Here is an 11,905-nt window from a genome sequence, read left to right as displayed (position 1 = left end):
ACTACCCCAAACCCCAAACCCCAAACCCAAAACCCCAAACCCCGTCAGGAATTGTGCATTGTCCCAAAAGTGTCCACTCCCAGACCCTCTAGAACAGAATCCCAACAAAATTAATTCGTCTTTCAGGAAACTGTCATATTACTGCTGTAGTCTTCAAAGAAGAGTCCCAAGTCCAAGGGACAATCTGGATGGTTTTCTTGGGTACACCGAAGACGCATGAATAAGTGACACATTAAGACCAACCAGCTGGGTGCTGTTAGCCGTAAGGTTGAATCTAGATAGGCTGCAAATGAGGTTGAGGCAAATATGAATGCTCCTACTTTTTTAAATCGGCAAAACCAAAATCGACAGTGGTTCCCAATGTCCCGCAAAAACCACAGGCATTTAGCACCAGTGAACCTAGTGCCTAGAAAAAGCCACATACACTCTGTGAAAAGCCTGCGCACCTTAGCAAACTCGAAAGTGAAACAAGGAGATTACAACAGTGCGATCGCATTGTTAACCCAGTTGATTAATCTCAATCCCACCAGTGCATCAGACTACAACAATCGGGGATTGCTGTATTTCCAAAGTGGTCAGGCCTACAAAGCTTTATTTGATTACAATCAGGCACTGCGAATTGATCCGAGATTGGACAGTGCTTACAACAATCGCGCTAATTATTATGCATCAGTTGGGCAACTGGCTGAAGCCCTAACCGACTACGAGCAAGCTATTGACCTCAATCCGGGAAATATCCGCACCTGGATTAACCAAGCGATCACCTTCCGGGAATTGGGATTGTACGATTTAGCCCTAGAAAACCTTGACATGGCTCTAATGCTAGGATGCCTGGAAGACCATGTCTATGCTCAGAGAGGGCGTACTTACCATCTCCGGGGTGACTGGAACTGTGCCATCAGCGACTATCAAAAGGCTTTGAAGTGCCTGCCATTGTCTGGTTCTTCTGATTCCTTGCGCAAGAAAGTGGAAAATTGGATCAATGATTTGCTTAAGCCACTGAAAGCTTGAAGGGGTTATTGGTTAGCTATGCGCGTCCCAAACAGCGATTCGACCTAGGAGACGCTACGCGAACGCACAGAGCTTGCTCGACCGATTACCTTTAGCTCAGTTTATGACCACCGGAAGTATGACTAATTTCCATCCCCTAAGTCTGGATCTTGCCAGACGACCTGAACGTGGTTCGGATCACGTCGTAAGCTTTGCTCTCGCATTACTTTCTGGGCTTGCCTGGGGTCAAAAGAGCGACTGAATTCACGGCGCAAGTTATTCACTCGTGTCTCAGTTCGCTTCACCTCTCGTTTGACTTCTCGCAACTTGCCTTGCTGTGAGAGATGATAAGGTAATAGTTCCATCAGTGCGGTAATGGCAGCGGCACACAGAACTAGGTTAACAAGTAACTTAGCAGTAGTTTCACCAGCAACTGCACCGTAAGACTGTCCCTGCGGACGGTGCTTGATTCGAGGAACTCTTCGGCGAGGTTTTGATGGTACCCGAGTTGAGTGAGAGGGTTGGATTGCGTTCATTTCCGTTTACGATGCCACGCTGGTACATCAGCGCCCTTGGGTTTATTATTGGGTTGATTAGGATAGAGTTTTGAGTATGCACCTTTTATTTAGCCAGATAATTTAGCTCAAGAATAGTCTTGATAGAACAATCAAACCCCCAAATAGACTAAGAGCTTAGCACAATGTGAGTTTGATCACATCAATAATTTCCTGGTGTTGACTCCAATCCAAGGGAAAGGACCTTTCAGTCAAGAGAATAATTCCTCACCACGTGCTTATAGAATTATTCGTCATAATACATAAAATATATAGTAATGTTCCCAGTTAGAGTGGGGTATGCAGCGATTCTAGGAAACTTTTGCTCACGGAAACCCTTCAAAAAGCGCTCATTTGCGTCATCAATGTCGTGCTGAGCGATAAAATAATACTATTAATAAATTAACTCCGAGGGTCAACCCCTCTTTTTCATCCAAGACTTATTCATCAAAGACCTATTCATAAAAGACTGAGCTAGCAAGGTTCTCTTCCTCTTTTCCATCTCCCCATGGATTTCACTAGCTTTAATGAGGCTTCGCGATTCATTAACTAGTTTAGCTAACCCCACCCACATCCTAGATTATGGCTGGGGTCAATCAAACGATTTTGTTGATCCTTTGTCCGCTCTAGATCCAGGCCGCTTAGCAGCAAGGCTTTGAGCTTCCGATGGATTATTTGTAAAGTTCAGTAGACAGCCGGAATGCTAGAAATCCTGGAAGCAAAGCCAGCAATAGAGCTCCGATAACTTGGGCATCTGAAATAGGCATCGTATACAATCTCCTTTATTTGAGCGATATTCTATACCATTAACGGCGCGCAAGACCAACGGCAAATCAAATTTGCCACGGGTCGCACCACAGCCAACGAATTGGACTAGTTCTGGAATTCTATCACGATAACTTATCAAATCCAGATAATAACATTCTTCTAGCTTGGGTTGATCTCAAATTGCTATCACACCTATTACCTTGATCTTGCTGGAGGTTCGGTGTGGGCGTTGTTACCTCGCGCCTTGTCCCACGCGCCTTGTCCGACGCGCCTTGTCCCACTGCACTCAAATCCTGATTAAATGTTAAGATTATTTAAGTTAAATATCAAAGTTTTAGTAATTTAGGCGATTACGTATATTACATATACTAAGTTAACCCTTTAAAACCTTAATAATTTTTAATGCTAGACCAAATTCTTAACTCACGGTTTAATGTTGGGCTTGAGGCTCCTGTGGTTTTGTTGATTCTGGTGGCACTAGAAGCTTTACTGTCTGCAGATAATGCGATCGCATTAGCTGCGATTTCCCAAGGCTTAGAAACCAAACAACTTCAACGCCATGCTCTTAACTTGGGCTTAGCAGTTGCCTATGTGCTACGAATCACTTTGATTCTGACAGCCACTTGGGTAGTGCAGTTTTGGCAGTTTGAGTTATTGGGAGCAGCCTATTTGCTGTGGTTGGTCTTTGAGTATTTCAGATCTGATCAAGATGAAGAAGATCACCATCATGGCCCGAAGTTCACTTCTCTATGGCAGGCAATTCCCATCATTGCTGTAACGGATTTAGCTTTTTCCTTGGATAGTGTCACCACAGCGATCGCAATTTCTGACCAGACCTGGCTGGTTATTGCTGGTGGAAGCATTGGGGTAATTGCCCTGCGCTTCATGGCAGGCTTATTTATTCGTTGGTTGAAAGAGTATGTCTATCTCGAGGATGCTGGCTACATCACCGTGGGCTTTGTTGGATTGCGGCTGTTGGTCAGAGCGATTAAACCGGAATTAGTGCCACCGGAATGGTTAATGATTGCTGCTATTGCCCTAGTGTTCATTTGGGGATTTTCTGAAAAGTCTAACACCCCAGACCTTGAGCCAATTCCTGTAGAAAACGAAGGGCAACCGGCTTTGGGGAAACAGCAAACCGCAAAATAAGCTAGTCGCTAACTGTTTTTAACAAGAGTCGGGAAGAATTCCGCCATCTCCCTATCAATGATCCATCAATTATCCCAACGCTCACCAAACATTGGTAGAGCGTTGGATTTCCCGTTTAAAGGTAAATGTTACTATTACTCGTAAAGCCAAGAGGTTATGGTTGGTTCCCAGCTAACTAGCTCTTCGTCCTTAAACCAGAGACTAATCTCGTTCTGCGCTGTCTCAATGGCATCTGAGCCATGGATAAGATTGCGACCTGTGTCTAACCCATAATCGCCCCGAATGGTTCCTGGTTCAGCCTCCAGAGGTTTGGTAGCACCAATCATCTTTCTTGCGGAAGCCACTACTCCATTTCCTTCCCAGACCATTGCCACTACAGGACCAGAGATGATGAATTCGATTAGTCCACCAAAGAAAGGTCTCTCTTTGTGAACAGCGTAATGCTTTTCGGCAAGTTCACGGCTGACGCTCATCAGCTTCAGCCCAACTAAGGTAAAACCTTTTGTCTCAAAACGCTGGATGATTTGACCAACAAGATTCCGTTGTACACCATCCGGCTTAACCATCAGAAATGTCCGTTCCAAGTTTATCTCCTCAAATTGTTTAACTCAGGTCAATCTTGGGCATAGCCTTTCCTATGATATTCCCTAAGGAGTAAGATTCAAGCCCGCTCTATTGCTAGTTGAATTAACCGATCCACTAATTCTGGAAACGGAACACCTGTAGCTGCCCACAGTTGGGGATACATACTGGTTGCAGTAAAGCCTGGTAAGGTGTTGATCTCGTTGATGAAGATTTCCTTAGTGGCTTCGACATAAAAGAAGTCTACCCGTGCTAAACCAGCCCCATCAACGGCAGTAAACGCCTGGATTGCCATTTCCTGAATCTGGGTAGTGACGTCAGTGGGTAAGGGAGCAGGGATTAACAAGTCGGCTTGACCCTGAGTGTATTTGGTTTCGTAGTCATAGAAATCACTGTCATAGGTAATTTCACCAACTACTGAGGCTTTGGGATGATCGTTACCCAGTACAGCACACTCTACTTCTCGCCCTACTACCCCTTGTTCTACAATCAACCTACGGTCGTAATTAGCAGCATTATCTAAGGCGGCTTCTAATTCAGAACGCGATCGCACTTTGGCAATCCCGACCGATGAGCCTAAATTAGCTGGTTTGACAAAGTAGGGATAGGTTAAGGTTTCTTCAATTTGGTCACAGAGTTTGGTAAATACACAGGGATCTGACCAAACTTGCGATCGCAAAACTTCCATGTAGTTGACTTGGGGTAATCCAGCTTGGGCATATACTGTCTTCATTGCGAGCTTGTCCATGCCTACAGCAGAACCAAGAACACCACTACCCACAAAGGGGACTCCCATTAGGGTTAGTAATCCCTGAACTGTGCCATCTTCCCCATTTGGTCCATGGAGGATGGGAAACCAGACATCTACCTCACTGACAACGGCAGGAAATTGCCAGACATTACCGCTAGGAGCAGATTCCAGGGGGGTTTCCGAGTCTAAAACTTGTGCGACAGTTTCGACCGCTGTCCAGATGCCATTTTTTTGAATGTACACTGGCACCACTTCGTACTTAGAGGCATTTTCATCAGCACCCAGAGCGTTTGCGATCGCTCTTGCAGAACTAATCGAAACGTCGTGTTCTCCTGAGACACCACCAAACAGCAGTCCAACTCTGCGTTTTGTCATAAAATCTACAGTCAACTAAAAATCTTCTAATAAAGAGCCTAAGCGACTTAGTAATGGATCATCAGATTGATCAGCGTCTTTTTCCCATCCTACTTGAGCCGTAGCATCTGACTCTTTAGTCGCTTTTGCTGTGGCACCCTGTTTCTTTAAGCTAGACACATCCGTTGTACTAAAATTCGACAGCACCGTTTTTACACCAGCAACTTGCTGTTTTAAGTGTTCGAGTTGTTGATGAGAACGGTCATCCACTTGCTTGACCTGTTGGATTAAGGCTGTTAATTGATCATCAAGTTGATCAGAGGATTCTTCAGTAGATAGAACTTGCTCTAATTTCCCAAGCTGCTGTTGTAACTGGGTCAATTGTTGAGTTGTATTAGAGTCTATTGCCTCAATTCGTTGAGTCAAATCACTTAGCTGAATATTCAGTTGGCTAGGACTCTGAACCGATAACGTCTGTACCACTTCAGTTAATTGCTGCTGCAGTTGGGTTAGCTTGTCTTCAATATTTCCAACACCTGTTGTTTCTTCTGTTGTTTCCTTGGTTGTTCCCTCAGTTGTTTCCTGGGAGGATGCTTTTTCCTCAGAGGATTCTGGTTTTAACAGAAACTCTTGGATAGCTTGCTTGCACAACATGCTAAAGCTAGGATACTGACCCTTAGCTAGTTCTTTTTCTACTGCCTTTAGTAGGGATTGATCCTCCCGGTTAGCGGTAAATGCTACTGTTTTATTTACTTTTTTTGCTATAGGTGCCATGGGAATTATGCCTATAATCTTACCGGATAATTACAATACAATTTATCTACAATTTATCGAGATGCTGACTGTTTCTGCACCTCTCCATAAATGTACTGTCCCAAAGCATTCGCTTTTCGAGAGGGTTGAGCTAAGTAAGCTTTTATTCTAGCTTCTTTCAATATAAGTTGAAGATCATTCCAGAAGAATTGTCCACCACCACCGGTCACTACTACGTCTGTGGTGCGTTCTGGTAGCCAAGCGAGCAAGCGATCAGACAGTTCACGGGCAAAACTTTTGCGCAAACTCGGTATAATTTCGTCCAGGTCTGTGGGCTGAGCAGCACCCTTAGGACGATAAAAGCGCTCTCCCTCTGGACGATTTACCGCTTTGATTAATAGTAACGATTGACTGTCAGCTCCCTGAATTTGGGTAGCTAATTGATCATAAAACTCATTCATGGCAAATGCTTCACTCTGAGATGCTCCTCTAGCAAATCGGAACGAATCTGCCATGATAAAGTCAGTGGTTTGGTGGCCAATATCCACAACAGCCACGGAACGGTCATGCAATCCACCATCGGATGGATTGCTCTCCTGAACTTCCACCCAGATTAAGCTACCATAGCCCTCTGGTATCACCCAAACTTTTTTAATCGTAATCGAGACTTCTTCCCCTCTGTAGTACATGACATGAGGAGAAGCCAGAATACCAATTAATTCGTCTTTTTCACGCTCAAACTGCTCTTGGGAATGGTAGGGCAATCCCATGATAATTGCCAAGTCACCTTGAAGCTCGAAATGTCCTATGCAGGCAAAAACTTTTATCAAGGCATCTTCTACTTTCGATTGACCAACACCCAAGTTAGCTCCGAAGTCAGCAGCTAGTTGTCCAATGGCGTATCCTTTGCCTTGATACTCCAGCCAAATATCTAATAGAGGGTCACCCAACCGAGCATCAAACCCACCCCGACGCACTTGATCAACGCTGAGATGGGCAACGTTGGCAGGAATTAGCACTACACCATCGGGGTAACGGCTGATACAAGCTTTAGTAGAGGTGCGACCTAAGTCAATGCTGAGAATAGGAACTTTGTTCACGATGGTAGCAAGCTGTTTAGCAGTCATTGGTTAGTATATAGCAGTTTGTCTAACTCAACTCACAAAAAATCGTCCGATGTTTGGAAGCCCCGTCTAGGGAAGAGCGGGGTGCGGACATTGATCACCCCACCTAAGATTAAAACCAATTTCCAATTACTAGATAAGGTGCCCAATAGGCGGGGCGAGCATATTGTCCTCCTGCTTCAAGTAAAGCGATTTGAGCAGCACGAAGGGCTTGGGCTTTGTTTAAGTTTGATTGTCGCAAACCCTGGTAAAATTGGGCGGCAATTTGGGCAGTGGTTTGATCATTAATGAACCAAAGCGAGGCTAAAGCACTTCTGGCTCCTGCTTGAACAGCTACACCGGCTAAACCTAATGCTGCTCGGTCATCACCAGTGGCGGTTCGACAGGCAGTCAGGGATAGTAACTCCACTGGCTCAGTAGTACTAGTTACGCTGCGAATTACCCGATCTAATTCATCAATGGTGAGTTGATCATTTTCCCCAGTGACTAGGAAAGTATCTTCGGGTTCAGTGCCGAATTCACCGTGAGTAGCTATGTGAATAATCGGGTAAACCGTTGTGCCTAATTCTTGTTGTAAGCGATCGCGGGTAAATTCCTCATCCAGTAGCTGTTTGCTATCTGGTATGGTCTGTGTCACTGCCTTAACTTCTGTGGATACATTGCTCAAGGGGTGAAATGTACGACCATCCACAATAGCTTCTTTGGTTAAGCCCAACACCAGTGCTCGCCAACTCCCAGCTGTTAATGCTTGAGGCTCAGTCAGGGTGAGGGTGGGAGTGGTTGCGATCGCATAGCGTTCAATTAAAAATTTTTCCCCGTCGTGGAGGGCTGCCATGGGCACAGTGCGTAGGATGCCATCATTGATGAAGACCAGGGTTTCTATTTCAGCTTGTTCTAATTGATAGGCAAAAGGACGAATCAACCAGTTATAAATTTTTTGTGCTTGTTGGGAATTGTAAGGCTCAAAAAAGCTTTCTAGTTCTTTACGAAATTGATTAATTTCTTGTCTTATACTTTCGCGATTACTATCAATCCATTCCAATTGCTTTTCACCATTGGGCAGACTTAAAATTACTGCAGTTCGGTCTTTCAGGATAATGGTGCTAATCACTGCTGTGCGAGTACTGACTAGGTCAACTCTGGCTGGATTCAGGGCTGGTAAAACACAGTCGTTACCAAAATAATCTTGTAATTCTGCTAGTTTGAGAGCATCAATGGTTTTCAGGACAATGTTAATATTTTCAGTACGGACATCGGGTGAAGCTGATTTTAGTAAGGTTTGATCTCCCTCTAACCTCAATGTCACTAACTGTCGGTAAATTGGGTTAACGGTGTCAAGAAAATCAAATTGGACATCTCGACTAGCAGTTAGGATATCGCTACGGATTGTTTCGAGAGTAGCGATCGCGTTTTCATAGGCTCCAATTGCCTCAGTTACTTTCCCCTGGTTCTTAAAAATTCTTGCTGTTTGCCACTCCCACAAGTACAGACTATCCTGTGCTAGCAAGTTTTGCTCAGCTGCTAATCTAGCTTGTTGGCTTAACTCTAGCGCTTTTGTATACTGGTCACGACACTCATAGATATGACCCAGTTCCCCTAGGGCAAAGGATTGGGAGCGATGGTCATTAATCCGTTGCCCTATAGAAACGGCTTGGGTCAGGAGTGCAATAGCCTGGGGTTCTAGTTTGGGCTGATAGCATCGCATCCAGGGACTGGTTTCATGAGCCGGAGCAATGGGTTGCAACAAGTTAGCTAACTCAATGGCAGCATAAACCTTATCCTGGGAATCTGGTAGACTTTCCAAGAGGGAGTAGGCTTTTTGCCATTCTTCTTGCCATTGTGTAACACTAGCGCTATATTTATCAAGGCGATAGTACAAGGGAATCTCATTAAGCCTTGCCCGCATTTGAGCGGATTGGTCGTTTTGAGTAATAGCAAGGTCGAGGCTTTTCTGAAAATACTTTAGTGCTTCGCTATCGTTATTTTTAGCTTTTTCTTCTAGTTCCGAAGCCTTTTTGTTGTAGCCGATTTTGTCAGCAGAGTTTCCCCGACGATAGCTCAGCTGAGCTTTGCTACTGTAGGCATTGCCTAAACTATTCAGGGCTGAGGATTGATAGGGAAGGTTATCAATGTCTTGGGCAATCGTTAAGCTATCTTGGAGATAGTTAATGGCTAAATCGTACTTGCCCCTGAGGCGATAAGCATCCCCCAAACTCCCAAGAGCCGCAGCAACTCCAAGTTGGTCTTGATGGCTGTGAGCCAGTTGTAACGCACTTTCTGGCACACAGGGGTTATCTTGGGGATTATCATAATTAATGGTACCACATAATAATGCGATCGCTTTTTGATTTTGCCCCAATTTACTATAAGCTTGAGCCAGTTCGGTAAGCATCCGCCCTACCTGTTGTAAATCCCCCAGTTGCTGATAATTAGTGATAACTTTTTCCCAGTAGTTAATCGCTTGATCGATTTGACCAATTTGCTGATAAGCTCTCGCTAGGTTTTCTAGGACAATCGTTTGGTTAGGGCGGTTCTTGGTTTCTTGATAAGTAGTTAGGGCAGTTTGCCAATACTCTATAGCGCTAGTAAAATCTCCTAGTTGGTAGTGTTCCACCCCTTGTTGGACAAGTTGGCTAGCATCAGGAGATTGAGCTGTGGCTGGGTTTCCCCGTTGCAGTTGCCAGGTGGTAGCGGGAAGGTCACCGAGCCACAGGCTAATGGTGAGGCTGGATAGGAAAAAAAGTCCTAGAACAATACGGACACTGGATTGGCGGCTCATGGGAGAATTCCAGTTGCAGATTTAAATGATAGCAAAGGGAGTCGGGAGTCGGGAGTCGGGAATCGGGAATCGGGAATCGGGAGTAGGTTTTTACATTTAGAGTAAAAAGGGCAGTGTGGGGGGAGAACAGATAATAACAGAGAAAAGGAGAGAGGGGTAGTTTTTTTGTGTAAGGGCGATTTCGTCAGATCCGATCACAGGGAAATGGGGAGAAGGGCAGAAAGAAAGAATTGTCTCAGTAATTATTGTCTAATCTATAACGTTTCTTGTAGTTATAAGGTACAGTCTTGTTTGATGTTGATTCCCTGTCTTGATGCAGCGATCGCTATTCCCGATTCCCGATTCCCAATTCCCAATTCCCGATTCCCAATTCCCGATTCCCGATTCCCGATTCCCGATTCCCGATTCTTAATTCTTAATTCTTAATTCAAAAAAAAATAGCCGTAGAAATACTATCCACGGCTATGGCAATCACATATGTCAGAAATTTCCGAAACCCAAGGCTAAGGGGGGGGAAACCCCCCAGAAAGTTAAGGTGTTATGGCAACAACCAATACTTGGTCATAGTAGTAATTACTTCCCCCGGAATATCGGTTGGTTCTAGAGGAGTCCACTCAGCAATCTCCGCATAACCTAGGGCATAAAGCATCTGGATACTATTAATTACTGATTCACGAGGACCTTTGAGCGTATGGTGAGTTGGTTGTTTCTTGAAATTGCGAGTAAATTGTTCTGACATTGTGAAAAAGTTTAACTTGGGTTTACATAATTATTGTAATGATTATGGTTTTAATTGTCAAGGGTTTTAAAAAGTTTTTTTTGGGGAGTTTTAGGATTAGTAAAAAAAAACTATTGCATAGAAATTAGAAAGCATACATTAGCGTTTATTTAGGGTGTATCTCACTTTTGTAAATTTTGCGTAGGGTGCGTTAGGGGTGGGCTCGCCCTGATTTTCTGCCTCTTTGCCACCATTGAAATAGCCCACCCCGTAACGCACCACCGAGTCAAACAGCAGGAGATGCACCCTTTATTTAAGACACATGTCAGTTTTTTGAATCCCTTTTAAATCCCCCTAAATCCCCCTTAATAAGGGGGACTTTTAAATCGAGTTGCCCCTGATTAATGGAAAAATATAGATTAAAATGCAATAAATACCTACCAACTTTAGCGAAAAATACCTTTAAAAATATTAACTAAAATTGGAGTAAAATTCTAGCTAATAAATATGATATTATTAAATAATATAAGCCAAAAATAGCAATCATTTTACCTGGGTTTTATCCCTCGATTTACCGTTAAGTATTGTCAGGGTTTACTGGAAATTTCAAGAGTGAGTTAAGTGGCCAATATTTCCGAAATACCTTCCCCTGGCTTGATTGAAGATGATTTGGGATAAATTCGAGTCGTCGAATTTGTGGCTCTTAACCCTCTTTTCGATTAGTTAACCAGAATTGACTTAGTTAGATCAGATGTGTAATGACTTACGATAGTACCCTAAAATATCTAGTTGAACAATATCCCCAAGCCTTTACCCGTTGGTTATTTAACCAAGAACCAGCAGAGGATATCGAAATTCTCAACACCGAACTAAGCACAGAACCAATTCGGGCAGATGCCTTGTTTTTTGTACGAGTTGCTGATGCTATCTTGCATCTGGAATTTCAAACCTTACCCCAATCTGAACCTCCCTTACCCCTGCGGATGCTGGATTATTGGGTCAGGTTATATCGACAGTATCGTTGTGATATTGAACAGGTAATAATATTCCTGAAACCAACCCGATTAGCCGGAGTATTTGTGAATCAATTTACCGAGAGGAACCTATCCTTCCGCTACCGGGTGATTCGGATTTGGGAATGTGACCCACAACCGTTACTTACCACCCCAGGGTTATTACCCTTGGCAGTATTAGCACAAGCGGAAGTGCCAGAAAACCTGCTATCCCAAGTAGCAGCCAGAATCGATATGATCGAAGATAGACAACAGCAGCGTAACCTATCTGCTTGCGTACAACTGTTGGCTGGGGTCAAATTTGATGAGCAGTTAATTCAAGCTTATTTTCGGGAGGATATGATGCAAGAGTCAGTAGTTTATCAACGGA

General features: G+C 44.0%; 12 protein-coding genes. 4 read left to right on the top strand and 8 right to left on the bottom strand.

Features of this window, described 5'->3' with window-relative positions; genetic code table 11:
* The first annotated feature begins 306 nt into the window (after positions 1-306).
* Positions 307-1,011, top strand: coding sequence for a tetratricopeptide repeat protein (locus F6K52_RS22990; protein ID WP_293083245.1), 705 nt, complete (start codon positions 307-309; stop codon positions 1,009-1,011).
* A gap of 122 nt (positions 1,012-1,133) precedes the next feature.
* Here F6K52_RS22990 and F6K52_RS22985 read toward each other — a convergent pair whose 3' ends face one another.
* Together F6K52_RS22985 and psaM are read right to left on the bottom strand one after the other, a co-directional pair.
* Positions 1,134-1,526, bottom strand: coding sequence for a hypothetical protein (locus F6K52_RS22985; protein ID WP_293083243.1), 393 nt, complete (start codon positions 1,524-1,526; stop codon positions 1,134-1,136).
* A 689-nt stretch (positions 1,527-2,215) separates the two neighbouring features.
* Positions 2,216-2,311, bottom strand: coding sequence for a photosystem I reaction center subunit XII (gene psaM / locus F6K52_RS22980; RefSeq protein WP_070393681.1), 96 nt, complete (start codon positions 2,309-2,311; stop codon positions 2,216-2,218).
* A gap of 403 nt (positions 2,312-2,714) precedes the next feature.
* Between psaM and F6K52_RS22975 the strand changes: the two genes are divergently transcribed.
* Positions 2,715-3,461, top strand: coding sequence for a DUF475 domain-containing protein (locus F6K52_RS22975; RefSeq protein WP_293083239.1), 747 nt, complete (start codon positions 2,715-2,717; stop codon positions 3,459-3,461).
* 134 nt (positions 3,462-3,595) lie between these two features.
* On the opposite strand, the gene ndk is transcribed toward F6K52_RS22975, so the two are convergent.
* From ndk to F6K52_RS22950, 5 genes are all read right to left on the bottom strand, one after another.
* Positions 3,596-4,045 (bottom strand): nucleoside-diphosphate kinase, encoded by a 450-nt coding sequence (gene ndk, locus F6K52_RS22970; RefSeq protein WP_293083236.1) that lies wholly within the window; start codon positions 4,043-4,045, stop codon positions 3,596-3,598.
* A 77-nt stretch (positions 4,046-4,122) separates the two neighbouring features.
* On the bottom strand, positions 4,123-5,169 hold the full coding sequence (locus F6K52_RS22965) for a D-alanine--D-alanine ligase family protein (protein ID WP_293083234.1): 1,047 nt from the start codon (positions 5,167-5,169) through the stop codon (positions 4,123-4,125).
* A 15-nt stretch (positions 5,170-5,184) separates the two neighbouring features.
* On the bottom strand, positions 5,185-5,922 hold the full coding sequence (locus F6K52_RS22960; protein ID WP_293083232.1) for a hypothetical protein: 738 nt from the start codon (positions 5,920-5,922) through the stop codon (positions 5,185-5,187).
* 53 nt (positions 5,923-5,975) lie between these two features.
* Positions 5,976-7,028, bottom strand: coding sequence for a ParM/StbA family protein (locus F6K52_RS22955; protein ID WP_293083229.1), 1,053 nt, complete (start codon positions 7,026-7,028; stop codon positions 5,976-5,978).
* 109 nt (positions 7,029-7,137) lie between these two features.
* The gene (locus F6K52_RS22950) at positions 7,138-9,804 is read right to left on the bottom strand and encodes a CHAT domain-containing protein (RefSeq protein ID WP_293083227.1); all 2,667 of its coding nucleotides are present in this window, start codon (positions 9,802-9,804) and stop codon (positions 7,138-7,140) included.
* A 204-nt stretch (positions 9,805-10,008) separates the two neighbouring features.
* Between F6K52_RS22950 and F6K52_RS22945 the strand changes: the two genes are divergently transcribed.
* On the top strand, positions 10,009-10,230 hold the full coding sequence (locus F6K52_RS22945) for a hypothetical protein (RefSeq protein ID WP_293083223.1): 222 nt from the start codon (positions 10,009-10,011) through the stop codon (positions 10,228-10,230).
* Positions 10,231-10,342: 112 nt separating this feature from the next.
* On the opposite strand, the gene F6K52_RS22940 is transcribed toward F6K52_RS22945, so the two are convergent.
* A complete protein-coding gene (locus tag F6K52_RS22940; RefSeq protein WP_293083219.1) occupies positions 10,343-10,543 on the bottom strand; it encodes a hypothetical protein in 201 nt (66 codons plus the stop codon).
* A gap of 737 nt (positions 10,544-11,280) precedes the next feature.
* On the opposite strand from F6K52_RS22940, the gene F6K52_RS22935 reads away from it, so the two are divergent.
* Positions 11,281-11,905 (top strand): hypothetical protein (locus F6K52_RS22935; RefSeq protein ID WP_293083216.1); only part of this gene is annotated, 625 nt, incomplete at its 3' end.

It is taken from the genome of Moorena sp. SIO3H5, from assembly GCF_010692395.1.
Taxonomy (GTDB): Bacteria; Cyanobacteriota; Cyanobacteriia; order Cyanobacteriales; family Coleofasciculaceae; genus Moorena.
This window is presented reverse-complemented; position numbering and strand designations above follow the sequence as displayed.

Coding starts and splice junctions, on each gene's coding strand:
- F6K52_RS22955 (WP_293083229.1), bottom strand. CDS start 7,028: ATGACTGCTAAACAGCTTGCTACCATCGTGAACAAAGTTCCTATTCTC.
- F6K52_RS22940 (WP_293083219.1), bottom strand. CDS start 10,543: ATGTCAGAACAATTTACTCGCAATTTCAAGAAACAACCAACTCACCAT.
- psaM (WP_070393681.1), bottom strand. CDS start 2,311: ATGCCTATTTCAGATGCCCAAGTTATCGGAGCTCTATTGCTGGCTTTG.
- F6K52_RS22945 (WP_293083223.1), top strand. CDS start 10,009: ATGGGGAGAAGGGCAGAAAGAAAGAATTGTCTCAGTAATTATTGTCTA.
- F6K52_RS22965 (WP_293083234.1), bottom strand. CDS start 5,169: ATGACAAAACGCAGAGTTGGACTGCTGTTTGGTGGTGTCTCAGGAGAA.
- F6K52_RS22960 (WP_293083232.1), bottom strand. CDS start 5,922: ATGGCACCTATAGCAAAAAAAGTAAATAAAACAGTAGCATTTACCGCT.
- F6K52_RS22990 (WP_293083245.1), top strand. CDS start 307: ATGAATGCTCCTACTTTTTTAAATCGGCAAAACCAAAATCGACAGTGG.
- F6K52_RS22975 (WP_293083239.1), top strand. CDS start 2,715: ATGCTAGACCAAATTCTTAACTCACGGTTTAATGTTGGGCTTGAGGCT.
- F6K52_RS22950 (WP_293083227.1), bottom strand. CDS start 9,804: ATGAGCCGCCAATCCAGTGTCCGTATTGTTCTAGGACTTTTTTTCCTA.
- F6K52_RS22985 (WP_293083243.1), bottom strand. CDS start 1,526: ATGAACGCAATCCAACCCTCTCACTCAACTCGGGTACCATCAAAACCT.